This window comes from Candidatus Poribacteria bacterium, from assembly GCA_026702755.1.
Taxonomy (GTDB): Bacteria; Poribacteria; WGA-4E; order WGA-4E; family WGA-3G; genus WGA-3G.
Genome location: JAPPBX010000038.1, coordinates 105885 through 125716, shown reverse-complemented (window position 1 = coordinate 125716; position 19832 = coordinate 105885). Strand labels below are relative to the sequence as shown.

Sequence of the window (19832 nt, the reverse complement as noted above, 5' to 3'; positions counted from 1 at the left end):
CTGCGTCATCAGCTTCGCCTGCGTCGGCAGCGGCATCGTCTGCGGCTGCGTCATCGTCAGCAGGTGCATCTTCAGCGGCTACGTCATCGGCGGGTGCTTCTTCCTCAGGAGCAGGTTCTTCTGGCGGTGGCGGTGGCGGTTCAGGTTGGTTGTCCCACGCATCACCCGTGAACTTCACCAGCGCTCCGGCTGGCGTATTCACGATATAACCTTTGCCACCATCAATACTGAAACCATCACTCTCATCAAGAACCGTGTAACCAACAAAACTCTGTGTTGCTACATCAAGTTGAATGATAGTTGTAGCATTTAGCATCTCTGCTAAAGATTTCGCTGTATACGGTTCTGCTGGCATCAATGGAATAGAAATCATGTTCAAACCCGGTTCAAGTGTGATATCAAAACCAGGACCCTCTACCACTGGTTCCGGCATCGGTTCTTCAATCTCTGGCTCTGCTGGTGGTTCCTCAGGAGTTGGTTCTTCAACCGGTGCTTCCTCAGTGGGAGGTTCCTCCTCAACAGACACATCCTCAGGGGTCGGTTCCTCAACAACCTCTGGTTCTGCTGGTGGTTCTTCAGCAACTGATTCTTCGACAACCTCTGGTTCCACTGGTGGTTCTTCAGCAACTGATTCTTCGGCAACCTCTGGCTCTGTCGATGGTTCTTCAGGCGTTGGTTCTTCAGGAACTTCTGGCTCCGCCGGTGGTTCTTCAGCTGGAGGTGCAGCGACTAAGTTGTAACTCTCTAATTCAAAGATAATTTCCTGATCGTTCTGGAATTTAACGGGGCCAACATCGGGTGCAAGCCATAGAATCTCGTGTTCACGCAGAACCGACAGCGCCGTGACGGCTCTTCGGTTAGTCTCCACCTTAACACAGTCTTTGAATACACCCATCGGGGTTTCAACGTCCTCGATTGCAACAACTTCTAAAGTGCTGGTAGTGGTCGCTGCTCCCACCAGTTTTAGTACTGTTTCCGTCACAACCACCCACGTCTGTCCTAATGGTAGTGCGGCGGGGAAACTAAGAACCGGTATATCATAAGTCGCCTCGGCGATACCAAATGCCCCTCGGTCGAAGGCAACTTGATGTAGTAAGTGCCCACCATCTTCATCAACACTTATCCAGGACTTGTCAAACGCAACTATGTCTGTTCCTACTGTCTCCTTGATGACATTCAGGAGGATAAGTTCCTGACCGTCAACAGTTTCGGGTCCCTCAAAGGCATAGGTGCGTCGCTCCGTACCGTCGGTACTCAAGAGAACCCACATATTACCGACCTCTGCCGGATAATGATTTTGTGCCACCGCTGTAAACGTGAAACTACAGACAAGGCTTAACACCAAAATTGGCATCAGCCGAGACACAAATTTGGTAGTTTTCATAACTTAAATTTCTCCTTTTTCAAAAAGGTATAAACTTGAATAATACTCAGGACTTACACAAAATCAGAGAATTAGGTCTATCATGGCGCGATCGGTGCGGTAGCGTGGACCGGTGGAAACACAAATAGCGAGTCCATTGTATTAGAAGGCTCACGCTGTCCGTCAGGAGATATATCATCTTGTTCGGAAACGTACCGGTATCCGAACCACATCCCAATTGCTATTGCCAAAGCAGCAACGATAATAACAGCCAATACCACTTTCCAACTTACCATACCAATTCTTTTCCAGGTGACGTGTAATGATAACAAATGCTATCACAGTTATCAAAGATTTGCAACAAAAATAACAGATTAGAACGCATCTGTTATCGCAGGATCTTCGAGGCTAATTGCCGAAATTCTGTGCAATAAGGACTAAATCCAAAATATTAACAGTACCATCACCTGTGACATCTGCATCCGAATCGGATTCCCCGAAGCGAGTTGCCACGAACGTGAGATCCAAGATATTCACAACGCCGTCCCCTGTCACGTCGTAAGGGACCGGTTCAGGCATAGTGCCTTCCTCAGGAGGCGGTTCCGGAACACCCTCTTCAGGAGGTGGTTCCGGTGTAAGATCTTCCGCTATCGTATCCTCTTGCTCTGTTGTGGTATCAGGTTCCTCAGGCTCAATGAGTAGGTTGGAACTTACCAAGCCAAAGACCAAACCATCGCTGTTTTCGTATTGCACGGGACCGATATCTGGTGCGAAGTATTGGTAGGTAGTCTGATCGATATCGAGATTAAGGAATCCGCCAGCAGCAGTGAGACCCAAATCTAATTGAACTTTGGCGCAGTCTTGGAACGTTCCAGCCGGTGTAACTACGTCCTCAAATCCAACAACTTCCAAATCAGTGGTGCTTTTGCCAGGTATTGTGAGTCCGACTACTAATTTCGCTTCCGCATCCGCTACTATCTGCCACTTATCGCCCAGTTCCAATTGTAAAGGGAAAAAAGTAGCAGGTGTCGGAAAATCCGCAGTCAGGGTGGCAACAGCATCCTCTAAGATAATACTATGAAGTTGAATAGTGTCCCTGTCAACAGTCAAAAAATAATGATCTGTCTCAGCCTCACCCGTGCTGATCTCCTCAGTCTTAATCTTCAATAGGATACGCGCTTCACCGTCAGCGGTTTCGGATCCCTCAAGTGTGTAAGTACTTCGTTTGATACCATCAACACTCTCTAAAACCCACATATTTCCGATGTCTGCCGGGTAATAATTTTGTGCCGTCGCTGGAAATGAAAAAAAAGAAGCGAACCCCAAAACTAATGTTGATCCGAGCCAACGCAAAAACACTGTCTTTTTCATACTTCAATTCTCCTTATGCTAATTAGCTCCAAGAAAATAAATAATAATAAAAATCACAATGAATGTCCCTTTCCGGCGCAATCTGATGTGTTGACTTTTTCCAAACTTCATGTGATAATAAAAGTATATTACTATATTTATTGCAATTTTGCAAGCAGGAAAAAAGCGCAGCGCTGACTTGACTGCGTGCCACTCAAAACAGAAAAGGAGAAATATACATGCGTTTAGAAGGACAGGTTGCGATCGTTACAGGCGGCGGTGGAGGTATTGGAAAAGCAACATGTCTCGCATTCGCCAAGGAAGGTGCGGATATCGTAATCCCTGAAGTAAATATAGAGAATGCGGAAGCGGCTGCAACAGAAATAACTGCGCTCGGTCGGCAATGTCGAGTCATTGAAACGGATGTAGCGGATGGCGACTCCGTACGTAAGATGGTTCAGGAAACACTTGACACGCTTGGACGGATCGATATTTTAGTCAATAATGCCGGTATTTTTAGTTATACACGCATCGACGAATGTACGGAAGCGGAATGGGATCGGATGATGGCCGTGAATCTTAAAGGTCCATTCCTCTGTTCACAAGCAGTAATGGAAACAATGAAGGCACAACGCTCTGGACGGATTATCAATCTCGGTTCGTTGGCAGGACAGGTCGGCGGCCTGGTCGCCTCCGCCCCATATTCCGCCTCAAAAGCGGGTGTCATGTGTCTCACAAAATCGCTGGCACGGGTGCTTGGAGAGTACAGCATCACGGTGAACTCTATTGCCCCGGGAGTAGCAGCGACAGAGATGGCAAAGAATCATCCGGACATGACTGATCAAATTCCGTTAGGACGCGTCGCCGATGCCTCCGAGATCGCAACCGCTATCCTCTTTCTCGCTTCGGAAGAGGGACGCTATGTGACCGGGGCAACACTTGACGTTAATGGCGGAATACGGATGGCTTGAGTGGTTGTCGGTTTGCCTCGCAGTGAGAGTTGTCAGTTAAGAGGTTTCCTGTGACAATCTATCCTCACCTGGAATACGCCATAGGATCGTACATTTGAAAACCTTTGGACCGACAGCCAACCGCTGATAGCCGTTAATGATAAAAAGGAGAAATGATATGGAATATAGAACACTCGGACGCGCAGGCGTGAACGTTTCGCCCCTCTGTCTCGGCACAATGATGTTCGGGGGACCCACAAACGAAAAAGATTCAATTCGGATTATCCACAAGTCGTTGGACGCTGGCATTAATTTTATGGACACCGCGAACGTCTATAACGACGGTGAATCGGAACGAATCATCGGGAAAGCCGTCCGCGGAAACCGAGAGAAATGGGTTATTGCAACGAAGGTCCACGGCTCAATGGGAGAGGACGTGAATGCAGAGGGTTCACACCGATTCAACATTATGTCAGCGGTGGAAGCGAGTCTCAAACGCCTCGACACGGATCATATCGATGTCTATTATCTGCACCGTTGGGATGCCACCACGCGAATTCAGGAATCGTTACGGGCTTTGGACGATTGTGTGAGACAGGGAAAGGTACGCTATATTGCCTGCTCCAACTTCGAGGCATGGCGTGTTTGTGAGGCATTCTGGACGAGCGAAAAGTACGGACTGGAGGAGTTTGTGTGCGTCCAACCGCTTTATAACATCGTAAACCGGGATCCTGAGGTAGAACTGCTGCCTTTCTGTGAGAAGTATGGCGTGGGCGTTGTACCGTATAGTCCGTTGGCGCGAGGCGTGTTAGCAGGGAAGTATCTGCCCGGCGAAGATCCGCCTAAAGGGTCAAGAGCAGCCCGAAAAGACAGGCGGATTTTACAGACCGAACTTCGTGAGGAGAGTTATGAGGTGGCACAAAAGTTAAAACCGCTGGCAGATGCACACGGTAAAACCCTGACGCAATTCTCATTGGCGTGGGTGTTAGCAAATCCGACGATTACCTCTGTTATCATTGGACCACGCACGATGGCACAATTAGAGGACAACTTGGGATGTTTAGATTGCACGCCAACGGAAGCCGACGAAACAACTATTGACGAGTTGGTCCCGCCCGGTGAACATACTGGGAAAGGATATAACGACCCAGCGTATCCAGTGCTTGGAAGGTTAACATAAGGCTAATATCCCAAACGTGTAATTTTAATGTGACGTACGGATCCGCAGCTAAGGCGGATCCACGGCGAGTTATGATGCGACAAAATGATGTGAAAGCTCACCTCACTTGAGAAGCTTGAGGTTCCCCCACATGGTCGCTAATTTTCCTTGGGGTTCAACATCCAACAATTCACCGAACCGATTGGTAATGAGTTCCCCGATTTCCAACCCGACCTGTGCGAGGTAATCGTCCGGTTTATTGGCGAGTGTTTCCATGTGGAAATGGACGAAATAGCCTTTCATGTCTGGCGCGGCAAAGAGGATCGGATCAGCTGAGTTGCCGGCTTCAGCATAGACTTCGATTGGGTCGCACTTCTCTGCTTCCAACACGCTGATCAGTCCCGGACGATTCGGATTAAAGGGTTCCAAGCTGGGAATCAGTTTTTTTCCCTCCTCGGTCGGTTTGACAGCGGCAGCGGTGGTTGTGATGTACTGTGCCGTAAAGTTGAGAACATCCTTTACACCTTGATTACCGGGGACAATCTTTTGACCCGGAGCACCCTTCTTTCCAACAGCATAGAACGGGGTATCCCCAGAATAGATGAGCACGCCACCCCCATAGAGGAAATTCTCAATCGGGCTGTCGTCTTTCATGCCGATCGTATAAACGATTTCGGGAACGACGATTGGAGAAACAATAACGCCCTCCGGATTCTCTTCCATATAAGCGAGGAAAGCATCCGCATCGCCAACAACAGAGGCGATTTTTGCCTCGTCTAATTCCGCGATAACGGCATCTTCAATCTTCTTCGTCGATTTCCAATCTCCCCAACCGTCAGGGTTAAAGCCATAGTTTTCATCATAATAAAGGAACACTTCAGGTGCTGCCCACGTTGCAGTGGAAGCTCCTAAGAAAATTCCAATCAGCAGGAAAATCTTGAATTGCAAGGACAACTTGCAAAGGCTACTATAGATGCTACGTCTCATGACAAAAACCTCCTTCGTTTTTTGTCTGATTTGTCCCGTGCCTCAGAAGTGTCTCCCACGCAACTTTGCGTGTATTATTTCCAAAATGTCGCAGCGGTTCACACAAAAAGGCTTGACCTATCGTAGCCACGGTAAGATTCTGGAAAAGGCACGGGAATGCTCTTTGACAAGGAAGAAATTCCTTCTTGTTGTGTCAGAAAGCTTCTCACATCGTCGGATAGAATGTTTCTCGATTTCGTAAAGTTGATACCCTAAAGCTGAAATGTAGTCTTCAATCTCTCCGTAAATAGCACGATTCGTTTCACCGACATCCTTCAGTTCCGCTATTAAGAGCGGGGCATGCGTCTTTAAGTAGTATTCACCACCTTTCAATACTTCTAACTGATACCCCTCTACATCAAGTTTGACAAAATTCGGAGCCGATAGTTCGCGGAAAATGTTGTCAATCGTATCAAGCGTTACGCGTTCCGATGTCGTTCGCTTGTTAGCGTACTTTAATGAGGCAGTGCCTTCGGCAAGCCCAGCTTCGGAGTAGTAGAGGCATCGTTGTTCCACTTTGTCACCGATCGCCTTATTAACAACAGTGACGTTTGTAAATCTATTCAGAGAAACATTTTCATGGAGATACCCACAAGTGCGCGCCGCCGGTTCAAACGCAATAACTGCCCCAGTATCTCCAACCCGTGAAGCGAAGAGGCACGTATAAAACCCAATATTTGCTCCGATGTCCCAACAGATGTCTCCGGGTTCAATGATCCTCAGCAGTTTCGTAATGATATACCTTTCATCATGCGTACCATAAAAATAGAGATACTGGTGCTCAGGGTTCGCAAGGTTGGCTTTCAATTGGAACTGATACTTGGTTTCAAAGACAGCAATCGGGTCTTCAGGTGTAATCCAATCTTTCGTCAACCTTAAAAGGAAACTTTTCCCGTCAGTGATTGGACACCACCGGAGGTAGCTGCGAACAAGATAGTTGAGTTGCGGGTTCATCCCCACGTCTCAAGTCCCAGTAATTTTTTCCCAAGATCGGTGAGGTACGCGGTTTCTCCCAATTCATGCTCCTTTTCCGGACGCTCGCCACTGAAACCCGCCATACGTTCTTTCCATGCGTTGATGCGGCGTTCGCGTGCCTCTGGATTTGCTTCTCCTGTCGGGGACATCGTAATGTATTGCGCGACGCGTGGGGCATCGGCGGTATTGATGCCAGCACTATGAGGCAACGCGCTGTGCCAGATAACGAGATCACCTGCTTTTCCGGGGACCGGAACTGCGCCGAGTGCTACCAAATCTTGCTGCTTCGGATCGGCATCCTCTGGAAGACTTTTTAGCCAGTCATCGATTTTGTTATGGAACCCTGGCACACAAGTGAACGCACCTTGGTTGGCTGCAGTATCGGTGAGATAGAGAACACCTTGCACATGGAATCGGACGGGGACCTCCACAGACATGTCCCAGTGGAGACCTAAGTTCGTACGTTCAAATTTACCGGGGGCATTGGGGGGACTCATGCTGGCACGGTCAAAACTCACCCACAGTTTTTCAGTGCCCCGAATTTCGGAAAAAGCCTGATGCACACGCGGGAATTGGCGAGTTGCCCACAACGCTGGGTGCTGATAAATTTCGACCATAATGCCCTTACGGGGTGGATCGGGATACCAAGTGTCTGGATCGTCGGCATCCATCTCAAGGAAATCCCAAACAGCCTGTTGTGCATTCTGTATCAATTCTGGAGGTGCTGCATCGTGGATAACGACATAACCGTTCTCTTCCCAGAAAGCGCGATCTTCAGAACTCAAAACTGCCATTTTTTTCCTCCAATTGTATTGTACGGAAAGTTTTCGGCGGGAGATTAATATTTCAGTAGTCTTTTACCCCAACCGGCGCAAAAATGCTGACAGAAAAATAACTATCAATCCTAAAACCACAGTAAGGTTGAGCCACGGTGCTGGTTTCTTCTGAAATACATCAAAAACGGGATATGGGAACGTCAGCACAATTGCCAACGTAAATATTAAAAATACAATGAAAAGTTTGACACCCAAGACAAGGATGTAAAGTGAGTAATCCGATACAAACGTCCCAGCGGCAGCAACGGAACGTGCTGCTCGAAAGAAGGTGATGAAATTATATAACCCCGATATGAGAACGGTTAACAATGCCGTCCAGACGATACCACCGAAACGTCGGAGTGCCGATGAAATCAAAGATTCCGAATCAGCGTGTCGGTTGGCAATCGGGAGAAAAACAACGCGAAGAAAGAAGAACCCTCCTATCATCAGCACGACGGATCCGACATGTATCCACTGCATCAACGACTTCAGAAACATTTTTTAGTGGCTTTCGGCTGTCGGCTGACAGCCATCAGCAAAGAAGTTTCCGTAACAACCACAAAAACCTCTTTACCGATAGCCGACGGCTGACGGCTGACAGCCATCTTGAGGTTATACCACAGGTTCTCCACCAACGGGGTTAAAACAGGGGCGCGATTGCTTGCAAGCGTCCGGCGACACAAATTGATCGTCCGGACCAACGACTTGCATAGTGCAATTGCACCAGTAATGCGAACCCGGATTGTTCTCAACGAGGTTCTGCAAGTTGCCACCCGGAATGTAAATCGCCTTCGTCCGGAGATACTGGCATATCGGGCGATTAAAGATTGGAAGTGCTTTTCCTTGTAACATATCAATGCTCCTTTAGCTTGCAGCCATCATTGCGGCTCGACTGACGAGATTCTGTGTTAAGGTTACCTTGTAAGTGTTGTCGTTCAAGGGCTGTGCGTCTTTGACAGCATCGGAACCCGCCTGCTGACTCACAGCGTCGTTAATCATCTTGCCGGTGAGCGCAGCCTCCGCTTCCTTGGAACGCCAAGGTGCAGGGGCAACACCACCGAGAACGACACTGGCAGCTTCACAGGTCTTCCCGTTCATCTGAAAAACGCCAGCAACGCTTGCCAATGCGAAGTCAGGTGCGCCTTTCTCGCGCGCCTTTAGATAGAAACTTTTCGTATTGGACTTCGGTGCCGGAACGCTAACCTCAACGACAATCTCATTGGGTTCAAGCACATTCTCGCGGAACGGATTCGCAGCCGGTAAGGTAAAGAATTCCTCAAGCGACACGGTTTTCTCGCCTTCAGGTCCGACGATCTTAACCGAGGCACCCAAGGCTATCAACGCTGGGGCAAGATCCGAAGGATGCACAATGTAAACGGGATCGCCACCGAGGATCGCATGATATTTGCTCAAGCCATCAACCGCATAACAGGTGTCTCCACCCTTCTTGAGGCAATGGGTGGCTTCATCTCGGTAGTACCAGCACCGCGGACGTTGACAGAGATTTCCGCCGAGCGTCCCGACGTTCCGAATCTGCGGTGTCGCGACAGAGACAGCCGCTTGCGCCAGAACGGTATAGTGATGCTGAATCGTCGGATGCATAGCGATGTCGGTAATAGTGGCTAACGCGCCGATTTTCAAACCAGATGCATCGGCTTCAATGCTATCCATTCCGGGTAACGTCTTGAGATTAACGAGCGTTTTAGGGGTCTCAATATACTCTTTGAGTTCCCCAACCAGATCCGTGCCGCCGGCGATAAGCATCACTTCACCCCATCCGCTTTCACTCAGGAGAGAAGTGACCTGCTCCAGACTGGTAGCGTTAACGTAACTGAATTTATCCATTGCTTACCTCCTTATGCCTTCTTCTCAGCAAGTGCGTCAAGAACCTTATCGGGTGTTATCGGTAATGATCGAACCCGTACGCCAATCGCATTGTAAACCGCATTCGCAATAGCCCCAGGCGTTGGAATACACGGTGGTTCACCCACACCTGTAACCTTCCGGTGCGTATCGAAAACGATGGATTTAATCTCAGGGATCTCAAAGGTCCCTGGAACTTTGTAATCCTCAAGGTTGGCATTGAGCATTCGTCCGGTCACCGGATCCATGAACCGCTCTTCAAGCAACGCTTGCCCCAACCCCATAATAACACCGCCGTTAATCTGACTTTCCGTTGTCAACCTGTTGATCGCCAATCCACAGTCCTGAACGGCGACAATTTTGATAAGTCTGACAGCCCCGGTTTCCGTATCAACTTCAACTTCAGCGAACTGCGTGCCTGCGGCACCATTTTGGCGGAGATCCTCTTCCCAAGTTCCACCCTCGCTGATGCTTTCCATACCGAGTTGCCCGGCCGCCTGCTTCCACGTAATCGTTTTTGTCCTATCAGAAACGGCATAGATCGTACCGGTGCCGACACGAAGATCTGCCACAGGTGCATCAAGCAGTGGCGCGATACGTTCAAACAATTTCTGTTTCGCTGCCGCCGCTGCGGTTTTGATAACAGGAGCCACCGAAGGAGTTGTTTGACTACCACCACTACCACCAGAAGGTAATCCAGGCTGGCTATCACCAACCGTCACACGGATATCGGTAGTATTAAGACCAAATTCTTCGGCAACAATAATCGCAATAACTGTCCGGACACCTGTGCCGATGTCTTGCGTGCCTGTAACGGCTTCAACAGTGCCGTCTGCATTGATAGTGACCCGTGCTTCTGTCCCGCGACCACCACCACCGCCCCATTGTCCGCTGCCGACACCCATACCGCGTTTCTTCACGCCTGTGCCGGAGCCTGGGACGCTGTTACGACGATGCCATCCGATCTCTTGTGCCCCAAGCGTATATTGCGCTTGACGTACTTCGTTTGGGTCGTTGATACGTCGGAACTCCAGTGGATTCATTCCGAGTTTTTCGGCAAGTTCATCCATCAGCGAATCCATGGCGAAAGCACCTTGCGGGTGTCCAGGCGCACGCATCGCGCGCTGATTACCAGCATTGGTAGCCACGTTAAACCGTTCTGTCCGACTGTTCGGAACATAGTAGACGTAAGGTCCCGTGAAACCTGCACCGCTGGAGATACCACCTGTGCCGTAGCCCTTCATATCATAAGCGATGAGCCGTCCATCGCGTGTTGCACCCGCGCGTACCGTCTGCGTCATTGAAGGTCTATTGCCAGCAACGAGGTGCTCCGCTTTCCGGGTCAGCATCAACTTAACTGGCTTACCGGTAATACGGGACAATTCAGCGGCGGTATGACCTTCTAAACCGGGTCCAAATTTGCTCCCAAATCCACCACCCATGTGTTCCGTGATGACCCTGACTTGGTTTGCAGGTAGTTCAAAACGCTGAGCGAAATCATTGCGGACCCCAAAAACACCTTGCGTAGATGCCCAAACGGTAAGATTTTGATTATCTTCCCATTTCGCGACATGCCCGTGCGTTTCCAAACAGACGTGTGTCTGAACGGGCGTGTGATAGGTCGCCTCAACCTCAACAGCGGCTTCGGCAAACCCTTCCGCAATATTGCCGTCCTCTCTAACACCAGGTTCGCTCTGATTATTCGCCCAATCTCGGATCTCCGGCGCACCTTCTGCCATTGCGTCCTCTTCTGTGACGACGTGTGGTAATTCCTCCAGATCAACATGGATGAGACGGATCGCATCTTTAGCGATGTCATCTGTTTCAGCAGCGACAGCGGCAATTTCCTGTCCTTGGTAACGGACTTTCTTGCCAACTTCAATCAACGGAAGAACCGCTTTGACACCGGGCAACGCTTCTGCCTCGCTCATGTCAACACCCATAACGGTTGCATGCGCGACTTCGGAACGCAAGATACGTCCATAAAGCAGCCCCGGTTCATTAATATCAAAAGTATACTTTGCTTTTCCAGTGACTTTGTCCTTACCGGACAAACGGGTTATCCGTTTTCCGATGAGACGAGATTCACTTGCTTCTCCCCATGATGCCATGTGTTGTCCTCCTTTTGCGTCTCATAAGCCAAGTCTTGCTTTCAAATCACATCTTCTGTGACGCGGTTTTCACAGCATCGAAGATAAACGGATAGGTGCCGCAGCGGCAAGTGTTTCCAGATAAACCGACCTTAATTTCTTCAAGCGTCGGGTTCGCATTTTCACCCAATAATGCTGCGGATGCAACCACGAAACCGGGTGTGCAGAATCCACACATCAGCGCGTCGTGTTTGATAAATGCTTCCTGAACTGGATGCAAATTCTCGCCATCTGCTAACCCCTCGACAGTCGTTATCTGCTTGCCTTGCGCATCCATCGCGAGCATCATACAGGCATAGACGGGCTTCCCATCTACCATGACCGTGCAGCCACCACATTCACCACGATCGCAAATTAGTTTGGCACCGGTCAAGTCAATATTGTTTCCGCCTGTATCAATCCCGTCCCGCAAAACAGTTAAGAGGGTTGTGCGCGCCTCAACTTCGACCTGATACGTCTCCTCATTGATAGTGAGTTGGATCGTCGCGCTCGCGACAGCGTCGCCTGTTTGAGCATCGGCGGCTTTTTCGCTGCCAATTAGGACGCTGGGCGCAACGGTCGCTGCGACAGTACCGGTACCTACGCCTTTCAAGAAATTCCGGCGCGAGATGTTCGTCCCTTGCTTTTTCTCTTTCTCAGGCATACGGTGCCTCCTTAAAATTGTGAATTCGGATTAAAGTTATACGCATTGCGTTGCTTAAAAATTCATTATCTCTCAATTTCCTTCAATATAGCACATTTCATATTTTTTCTCAACAAAAAAACGAGCGAAGCACAATTACAAAATTTACGCAAAATTCGATACTTGCCGGATTGGAAGACTGGAAGGTTAGAAGGAGAACGGCGAGGCTTTTGTTCACTGACGAACTGTCAACATATTTTCGGATTTTATTATAAGTTCCTCCTCAAAGATGAAAAATTGATTGGCAATTTTTTTCAGAATAGCGTATTATATTAATGCCCCAACGCACTTATAAGAGGAATTGCGCAAGCATAATATTACAAGGTAGCATTTCGCTTACCAAATTTTACAGGACCTACGAAACCGCCCATGCCAGCGGTGTGTAAGTCCTATTCTAAAGAAAAAGGAGCTATCATGGCTGCGAATACGTTTGAAATTAGTGACGACACATTTGAAGGAATGGTACTTACATCCGACACGCCCGTTGTTGTTGACTTTTGGGCAGAGTGGTGTGGTCCGTGCAAAATGATTGCCCCCATCCTGGAGGAACTTGCTGAGGAGAACTCGGAGACCTTCAAAGTCGGGAAAGTTAATGTTGACGACAACCGTCAGACCGCGATGCAGTACGGCGTTCGGAGTATCCCAACACTGCTTGTGTTTAAGGACGGTAAAGTGGCACCCAATGGACAGATTGTCGGCGCGATGCCTAAAGATGCACTTAAGAAAAAAATCTTAGACGCTCTGTAATCAACCACGCTTCGTAATCACATTTCTGGAGAATGGAAGATTGGAAGATTGAAGAAATTAGGTTTTCGCTTCCATTCTTCCTATCTTTTTGCCCTTCCAAGATTCACTATGTTTTGGCAATTCGTCTACAATGCGTTCGCTGTTCCTGCCATGTTCGTCGGTTTCCACGGAGCCGGGTGCTGCAATCCCAAGATTCAGGAGGGCATCAAAGGACGAAAGGGTGTGCTTGCGGAGCTTGAGAATCAACTCCAGAAAGCCCGACATTTAGAGAAAACGACATGGTTTCACTTTACCTCTGTTGGTGAATTTGAACAGGCGAAACCGCTTATTGAAGCGATTTATGAAGAGACCCGAATTGTTCTAACCTTCTTCTCACCCTCCGTTGCACCGAATGCCCGATCCTATCCTTATGCCGATGCTGCTGTCTACCTTCCCCTTGATACACCACGAAATGCGGAACGCATCATCCGACTTATTGACCCCGCGCTAATCGTTTTTTCCAAATTCGACATTTGGCCCAACCTCGTTTGGAAAGCCTCTAAACACGAAATTCCGATTATCGTAGTCGCTGGAACGCTGCACGCCGAATCGAAACGGCTATCTTATTTCGCGAAACCCTTCTTTCGGAGCGTGCATCAGTATATTCAGGTGCATTGCGCTATTTCGGAGGGCGATGCCGCTCGCTTCGGGGAGCTCTGCTCACCGGCACACGAGATCGTTGTCACCGGCGATACGCGTTATGAGCAGGTCTATAGACGTGCACACGCGGTCGAACCCGATACTGTATTCTTCCACGGACACCAAAGTCTGAAACGTCCCATCCTCATCGCTGGTAGCACGTACGCAGAAGATGAAAAGGTGTTGTTACCGGCTTATCGGCTGCTGCGCGAAAATATCCCTGAAAACTTCCCACATCTGATCTTGGTCCCGCACGAACCAACGCCTGAACGGATAAAGGAGATTCGGGGACATCTGGACCGAGAAAAATTGGCGCATCTCTGTTTCTCTGAACTTCAACCTGAAGTGGATTTATCGGCGGTGGATGTCCTTATCGTTGACAAGGTAGGGCTTCTTGCGAAGTTATACGGATTGGCAGATATAGCGTTTGTGGGTGGAAGTTTCCGCGGAAGTGTTCACAATGTAATGGAACCCGCTGCAATGGCGAAACCTGTTCTGTTCGGTCCGACCATACAGAACGCTTATGAAGCATCTCTACTCGTAGAGCGGGGTGGCGCGAAATTAGTTCATACTGCGCAGGAATTAGCAGATGCTATCACGGCGTGGCTGAAAGATACAAACGCAAGCGTCACAGCAGGACGTATCGGGCAGGAGTTGATTGAGGAAAATTTAGGGGCAGTGGAGCGAACTTTGACACATCTGCGGAAGTACGTGTGAGTTGCTTGTGGACGCAACCCTGTGGATACCCATAAAAATTCTTGTAGGGGCAACCCTTGTGGCTGCCCTATTCGGAATTGGAAGTCGTCTGGTACCGGATTGTCAACATCGGGCGCAGACTTTCATCGGTCGCCTCTTTTGAAGAAAAAACGACTGGTGCGGTGCCATCGCGCAAGGCGAAGAGATACCCATAGTTGTAATCGGGATTCGCGACCCAAAAACGTACCGCATCCGTGAGCAGCTCACTTTTGAACAGATAATGTTTTCCTGCTTCCTGAATCTCGCACGTTCCATCAATCCGATGTGCGACATCCTCGGAACCGTTGTAATCGCTTTCATTATCGCCATCTATCCCCGCCAACATCGCTTGCGCGGGGGGCTTATTCCAGGGAAGGTTGCGATGCAAGGCACTATTGTAGGTGAGTTCGTTATCCTCAGCGCGTGTCGATGTCCCTCTACCCTCTTTCCACGGGAGCAAAACACGACGGAAGATAACGGTCTGTGCAGCGTCTGTATCAGACTGTTGTGCATATAGACTTATCGTTGCTTCCAAGACTTGTGTTGGATCTCGGATACCCATGTCCTCAAACGCATCAAACATGTCAAAAGCGACGAAAAAGACGCTTCCTGCCGGATCACATAAGAGGTTTGGTTCCGCCCCGGCATTGTTGTTTCGGGTCTTTCGATCCTTATTGACGACGAGCGTCGTGTCCTGTGCCTTCCCAGAGAATGTAACGGAGTTCCCTGTCCCAAAGGCTATTTCGTTCACCGGTGGAAGTGTTATTTTTATTTTAGTTGGTGAATTTTGAAACGTAAGTTGATAGGTTTCCCCTACATCTAATGGTGTTTTAAGAATCAGTAAGGTGCGGTTCATTCGTTGATCAAGTAGTCCGTATTCAAGTTGGACATCTGGTACAATTTGGTAACTCTTGGGGTTTTCTGCCTCCTCTGGTAACAATTCTTCATCAAAGTGTAGCTGAATCGCTGTTTGCGAAAGTGGGATTGCCCTGAGCAGTTCCGCAGCACCTGTGGAATTAATGACTAAGATAGAACAAAAGAGCAGTGATAGTAATATTAGAAATCTATTCGCTATTTTCAAGGTCCGTCTCCGAGGTTGTCTGTTGTACCTACGGTACATCTGCTGTAATAAAGACAGCGTTCAAAACATCCCGCTCCTGCTGCCCAGAAGGCTTATTGACGACCTTACCCTCAACAACAAAGGTACTGGAGGAGCCACCATCGAGATTAATCGCTTCCGTTGCGCCGAGTTCAATGAGAATACTGGCGAGTTCGTAAAGCGTCAAACCGGTGCTATACTTCGGTTGCCGTCCATCAGCGACCACTAAAAAGAGTTTATCCGCATTATAGCCAAGTGCGGTGCGTGGCTCATGGCTGAGATTCAGCACTGATGCGCGTTTGCCGGGTGTATGTCGTTTTTCGGCGTGGTGCATCTCCGCAATTGTTTCATTTATTTTCCCGTCCTTGAGGAGTCGGAGCCGTCCGCCAATAGCATGTTGGACTTGATTCCACTCAGGCGGTGAAAGGGTAAGCGTAAGGGTCCCGCTCGCACCAGTATTGAATTGAGAAACACTTGGATTCTTTAAGCGTGTGTTAATCCAGAGAACTGCCCCGTCCCGTGGAATCGTGCTATTTCCATCGCGTGAGACTTTCTCTACACGGTAGGAATGTGTATAATCTGGCGTTAAAGGGAGTGGAAGTCCGCTGAGTATTACTTCGCTACCTCGGCGGCGGTTGGTGCGCGTTGATTCACCGAGTCGTGGAGTATAAAGCGTCACTTGACATCCATCAAGTCTACGCTGATTGATGCATCCGAGTGGAAGTGTGTGCGCGCCTATTTGCAAGTTGGCTTTCATCTCAACGGGAGTGCTCAGGAACTCGCCAGATTCGGTTACACCGAAGCACGCCTCGGTATCGGTTGGTTGTGTGATCAATTCGCCATCTTGGATATGCAAATTCTCTAACACACCACCGTAACCCCGCATATCACCGAGAACCCCGAAGCCACCATTGACTGCGACGAGAACACGCCGGTCTCCGCGTTGTGTGCGCCGGTTTGCCATCGAACGAACGGTCTCTTTACCGAGTACTTGCGCGTTTGCGAGCATTACTTCAAAATGCAGCGGCACTTCATGACGGGACATCTCTGCAACGTAAAGCACACACGTTTCGACATCCCAGTCGTAACGATAGAGATGGAGACCTTGTGCCAAATCGGGAAACAGTGTTTTCTTCTCGCCACCGGCTTGTGCGATAGTGGCTGGCATTAACAATAGCAGTAAACAGATGGCGACACAAAATCTATGCATTACGAAAAATCTCAACGGCAAAATAGTCAATCGGTTGTTCAATAGGGGGATTCAGTTTCTTGACAGTGAGACGCACCTCATCCACAGCAAATTGTTCCAAAATCACTGCGGCTATTTTTTCAGCGAGTGCTTCAATAAGTTGGAAGGATTGCTGCGTACCAATCTCAACGATACGCGCGACGACTTCAGCGTAATCGATTGTGTCAGAAAGTGCGTCCGTACTGCCGGGGTTTGTGAGAGCACATCCTAAGACAGCATCAACTTCATAAGGGCCACCGACTTGGCGTTCCGCTTCGGGAACGCCGTGGTAGCCGTGAAATCGAATGCCTTTGAGGATGAGTTTGTCCATCTTTTTTGCGCGAAGTTTGCAAGTGAAAACTTACTCTTAACTTTATTCCTCGGCAATCTCTCCGAAGGTATAGGCAGGTTCAACAATGTCTTTAACCTGTTTCCCAAATTTTCCATCCGTATAATCAATCGAGCGAATCTTCCAACCTTTACCGTCATTGTTCAGTGCGGAAATCAAATCGCCTCTCTGATTACCCCAATTATATGCACCTCGCAGAACGGCTGCTTTGCCTTTGCTATCAATAGCGATGTAGGTGATGTCAACCACCATATTACCGCCGCGCAGTCGGAAGATTCCGTCCCATGCCTTTGTTACTTCTTTCCATCCTACATTCCTCTCAAAGGCACCTGCCCAGAAAGTCCAAGCGGTAAGAACGTCCCTCTCCTCACTTCTGAGCCAAACCTCTGCAAGCGTGTCAGTATCTTTGTCGCCATGGGCAGCAGTGTACACCGCATAAAGATCGCGGATCGCTTGCTCCTCAGCGGCAAAGTCAACATCCCTTCCAGCAGCGATCTCTGGTTGTGCTGTTTCGGAAGGTGTTGTCGCTGTCGGTTGGGTTTGCTTATCGGGTGCTTCCGTATCATCATCAGTATCGCCGCCGCAAGCCATCAATCCAGCGGAAACCAGCAAAACGAGGATGAAATAACAAATCGCTTTCGGTCTCATAGTTTACCTCCTGCGTTAAGTCCGAAATAGGTGAATTACATTCACACGGTCCTCCTATTCTATCAGAACCTTCAACAAAAATCAATACAATTCTGAATTTTGTCGAGCAGTTTATAGTAAAGAGGTTGCTACATAACTGATTTTGTGCTATACTTTATTCATATAGTCCATGTGCTGCTAACCGCCAAAACTCTGTTGGAAAGGAATTTTTATGAACGTCACAGTTAAATACTTCGCCGTATGCCACGAAATGTTAGATAGATCCGAAGAAGAGATGGAACTACCGGACGGTGCCACCGTAAACACGATATTAAAACGCCTTGAGGAAGAATGGCCCGAAATCGCCGAGTTTTATGAAGTGATGCAAATGTCTGTCAATTGGGAATATGCTACGGAAAACACGGAACTCACGGAGGGAGACGAGGTCGCCCTAATTCCGCCTGTAACGGGAGGCTGTGATGTTTAAGATAATTACCGAAACCATTACAGGCGAGGAAGTGCGTGAAGCGGTGGAGGGACCGGATGCGGGTGCGGTAGTGCTATTCCTCGGCACGGTTCGGAACAACACCGATGGTAGACCAGTAAAGTGCCTTGAATACGAGGCATACCCACCGATGGCAGAGAAAAAAATGGCAGAGATCGCACAAGAAATTTCAGACAAATGGGATCTCGACCGTGTTGCGATGGTTCACCGCGTCGGGAAATTAGAAATCGGTGAGGTGAGCGTAGCAGTAGCAGTCGCATCCCCCCACCGTAAAGATGGGTTTGAAGCGTGTAAATACGCGATGGACCGCCTCAAACAGATCGTACCTATCTGGAAGCGTGAAGTGTGGGCAGACGGCGAAACAGAATGGGTCAAACCGGATGCCGTCTTTTTTGATGCGCCTAAGCCGCACAAAACCGCTTCACAAACTGACTAAAGATTGAGATCCCCTGTGGAAACTGGTCCAACGCCATCCACTCATCTACCGTATGCGCTTGTAGAATACTGCCGGGTCCGATGATAACGGTTTCCATGTGCTGCGCGAAGACGGCAGCATCGGTGCCATAGGCGACGGTTTGGGGTTCAGTCTCACCGGTTATTTCAAGTGCTACTTGGATAATCTCCGCATCGGGTGGCGTGCGTACCGGAGGCGCGTCAATATACAAATCGAATATTAACCCATGCTTTTCAGCCGAGTCACGCGCGCGGTCTATCCATTCTTGCGCATTGTCCCCCGGCATTGGACGATAATTGATACAACACACGCTTAACGGGGAAGTAATATTCCCTGCACACTCACCATCACTGATAGTGATATTCCAGTCTGTAAAGGGCGGTGTGAATTCGTCGTTGAAATACTGGGTATCGCTCATCAATTCGTGATAGATATCCCGCATTTCTGCAAGAAACGGAATTAACTTTAGATTCGCGTTGTCGCCTTCACCTGTACTGCTGTGCGCTGCACGCCCGTGGGCTGTGGCAGTAAAGCGGACAGTCCCTTTGTGGGCATATACTGCATGGAGTTCTGTCGGTTCACCGATGACCCCATACTTCGGAAAGCCGTGCTTTTTGAACATCTGTGACTTTTCGGCAACCGCTGTTGCCCCGAGGTAGCCCACCTCTTCATCAGCCGTGATGACGACATAGAGCGGTGCCTTTAGATCCGATGCTGCATAGTGTGATGCAACCTCAATCATACAAGCGACGCTGCCCTTCATATCGCAACTGCCTCTGCCGTACATTTTTCCATCGGCAATCCGTGCCTCAAACGGATCCATCGACCAACCGATAGCAGGTACGGTATCGATATGTCCAAGCAGTGCAAGCCCGCGTTCACCGTTCTCCGGTCCTTTGCGTCCAATCAGATTTACCTTCAGAACACCCGCTGGGTCCTTGTATTCAACCCGCTCTACCTCACAACCAACGGATCCCAACGTTCCCGTCAGAAAATCCATAACTTCAACGTTGCTGAGGGGACTTACTGTATTATACCCGATGAGGGTTTTGGTCAATTCTTTTGCATCCATAG

Annotated in this window: 22 protein-coding genes; 6 read left to right on the top strand and 16 right to left on the bottom strand. The window is 49.0% G+C overall.

Annotated elements, in window-relative coordinates:
- The 3 genes from OXH39_07895 to OXH39_07885 all read right to left on the bottom strand — a co-directional run.
- A partial coding sequence (locus OXH39_07895) for a hypothetical protein (GenBank protein MCY3550369.1) occupies positions 1 to 1384 on the bottom strand: 1384 nt, incomplete at its 3' end.
- Positions 1385 to 1464: 80 nt separating this feature from the next.
- A complete protein-coding gene (locus OXH39_07890) occupies positions 1465 to 1659 on the bottom strand; it encodes a hypothetical protein (protein MCY3550368.1) in 195 nt (64 codons plus the stop codon).
- Positions 1660 to 1771: 112 nt separating this feature from the next.
- Positions 1772 to 2734 (bottom strand): dockerin type I domain-containing protein, encoded by a 963-nt coding sequence (locus OXH39_07885; protein MCY3550367.1) that lies wholly within the window; start codon positions 2732 to 2734, stop codon positions 1772 to 1774.
- Positions 2735 to 2952: 218 nt separating this feature from the next.
- On the opposite strand from OXH39_07885, the gene fabG reads away from it, so the two are divergent.
- Both fabG and OXH39_07875 read left to right on the top strand, forming a co-directional pair.
- On the top strand, positions 2953 to 3684 hold the full coding sequence (gene fabG / locus OXH39_07880; GenBank protein MCY3550366.1) for a 3-oxoacyl-ACP reductase FabG: 732 nt from the start codon (positions 2953 to 2955) through the stop codon (positions 3682 to 3684).
- Between the two features lie 157 nt (positions 3685 to 3841).
- Positions 3842 to 4843, top strand: a complete 1002-nt coding sequence (locus tag OXH39_07875) for an aldo/keto reductase (protein ID MCY3550365.1) — start codon at positions 3842 to 3844, stop codon at positions 4841 to 4843.
- A 102-nt stretch (positions 4844 to 4945) separates the two neighbouring features.
- Here OXH39_07875 and OXH39_07870 read toward each other — a convergent pair whose 3' ends face one another.
- The 8 genes from OXH39_07870 to OXH39_07835 all read right to left on the bottom strand — a co-directional run bounded on the left by OXH39_07870 (position 4946) and on the right by OXH39_07835 (position 12297).
- On the bottom strand, positions 4946 to 5809 hold the full coding sequence (locus OXH39_07870) for a hypothetical protein (GenBank protein ID MCY3550364.1): 864 nt from the start codon (positions 5807 to 5809) through the stop codon (positions 4946 to 4948).
- Positions 5810 to 5926: 117 nt separating this feature from the next.
- Positions 5927 to 6802, bottom strand: coding sequence for an FkbM family methyltransferase (locus tag OXH39_07865; protein ID MCY3550363.1), 876 nt, complete (start codon positions 6800 to 6802; stop codon positions 5927 to 5929).
- Entirely contained in the window at positions 6799 to 7617 is an 819-nt protein-coding gene (locus OXH39_07860; protein MCY3550362.1) for a phytanoyl-CoA dioxygenase family protein, read from the bottom strand. The genes OXH39_07865 and OXH39_07860 overlap by 4 nt, the downstream gene beginning before the upstream one ends.
- A 63-nt stretch (positions 7618 to 7680) precedes the next feature.
- Positions 7681 to 8121, bottom strand: coding sequence for a hypothetical protein (locus OXH39_07855; protein ID MCY3550361.1), 441 nt, complete (start codon positions 8119 to 8121; stop codon positions 7681 to 7683).
- A gap of 132 nt (positions 8122 to 8253) precedes the next feature.
- A complete protein-coding gene (locus OXH39_07850) occupies positions 8254 to 8493 on the bottom strand; it encodes a hypothetical protein (GenBank protein MCY3550360.1) in 240 nt (79 codons plus the stop codon).
- Between the two features lie 12 nt (positions 8494 to 8505).
- The gene (locus OXH39_07845; protein ID MCY3550359.1) at positions 8506 to 9486 is read right to left on the bottom strand and encodes a xanthine dehydrogenase family protein subunit M; all 981 of its coding nucleotides are present in this window, start codon (positions 9484 to 9486) and stop codon (positions 8506 to 8508) included.
- Positions 9487 to 9497: 11 nt separating this feature from the next.
- Entirely contained in the window at positions 9498 to 11615 is a 2118-nt protein-coding gene (locus OXH39_07840) for a xanthine dehydrogenase family protein molybdopterin-binding subunit (GenBank protein MCY3550358.1), read from the bottom strand.
- A 46-nt stretch (positions 11616 to 11661) separates the two neighbouring features.
- Positions 11662 to 12297 carry a 2Fe-2S iron-sulfur cluster-binding protein gene (locus OXH39_07835; GenBank protein ID MCY3550357.1) on the bottom strand — a complete coding sequence of 212 codons (636 nt, stop codon included), beginning with the start codon at positions 12295 to 12297 and terminating at the stop codon, positions 11662 to 11664.
- A gap of 453 nt (positions 12298 to 12750) precedes the next feature.
- On the opposite strand from OXH39_07835, the gene trxA reads away from it, so the two are divergent.
- On the top strand, positions 12751 to 13083 hold the full coding sequence (gene trxA / locus OXH39_07830; GenBank protein ID MCY3550356.1) for a thioredoxin: 333 nt from the start codon (positions 12751 to 12753) through the stop codon (positions 13081 to 13083).
- A gap of 108 nt (positions 13084 to 13191) precedes the next feature.
- Positions 13192 to 14478 carry a hypothetical protein gene (locus tag OXH39_07825; GenBank protein MCY3550355.1) on the top strand — a complete coding sequence of 429 codons (1287 nt, stop codon included), beginning with the start codon at positions 13192 to 13194 and terminating at the stop codon, positions 14476 to 14478.
- Positions 14479 to 14545: 67 nt separating this feature from the next.
- On the opposite strand, the gene OXH39_07820 is transcribed toward OXH39_07825, so the two are convergent.
- From OXH39_07820 to OXH39_07805, 4 genes are read right to left on the bottom strand one after another with little or no spacing between them, the layout of a single operon-like run.
- A complete protein-coding gene (locus tag OXH39_07820; protein ID MCY3550354.1) occupies positions 14546 to 15577 on the bottom strand; it encodes a hypothetical protein in 1032 nt (343 codons plus the stop codon).
- A gap of 28 nt (positions 15578 to 15605) precedes the next feature.
- Positions 15606 to 16805 (bottom strand): phosphodiester glycosidase family protein, encoded by a 1200-nt coding sequence (locus OXH39_07815; GenBank protein MCY3550353.1) that lies wholly within the window; start codon positions 16803 to 16805, stop codon positions 15606 to 15608.
- Positions 16798 to 17154, bottom strand: coding sequence for a dihydroneopterin aldolase (gene folB, locus OXH39_07810; GenBank protein MCY3550352.1), 357 nt, complete (start codon positions 17152 to 17154; stop codon positions 16798 to 16800). The genes OXH39_07815 and folB overlap by 8 nt, the downstream gene beginning before the upstream one ends.
- 42 nt (positions 17155 to 17196) lie before the next feature.
- A complete protein-coding gene (locus OXH39_07805; GenBank protein MCY3550351.1) occupies positions 17197 to 17820 on the bottom strand; it encodes a hypothetical protein in 624 nt (207 codons plus the stop codon).
- 211 nt (positions 17821 to 18031) lie between these two features.
- Here OXH39_07805 and moaD point away from each other — a divergent pair, with 211 nt between their 5' ends.
- Together moaD and OXH39_07795 are read left to right on the top strand one after the other, a co-directional pair.
- Positions 18032 to 18286: a molybdopterin converting factor subunit 1 gene (moaD, locus tag OXH39_07800; protein MCY3550350.1), complete on the top strand. Its 255-nt coding sequence runs from the start codon at positions 18032 to 18034 to the stop codon at positions 18284 to 18286.
- A complete protein-coding gene (locus tag OXH39_07795; protein MCY3550349.1) occupies positions 18279 to 18740 on the top strand; it encodes a molybdenum cofactor biosynthesis protein MoaE in 462 nt (153 codons plus the stop codon). Before moaD ends, OXH39_07795 begins: the two co-directional genes overlap by 8 nt.
- Here the strand turns inward: OXH39_07795 and OXH39_07790 are convergent.
- Positions 18706 to 19815 (bottom strand): M20 family metallopeptidase, encoded by a 1110-nt coding sequence (locus tag OXH39_07790; protein MCY3550348.1) that lies wholly within the window; start codon positions 19813 to 19815, stop codon positions 18706 to 18708. The two genes, OXH39_07795 and OXH39_07790, sit on opposite strands and share 35 nt — an antisense overlap.
- Between the last annotated feature and the right edge of the window lie 17 nt (positions 19816 to 19832).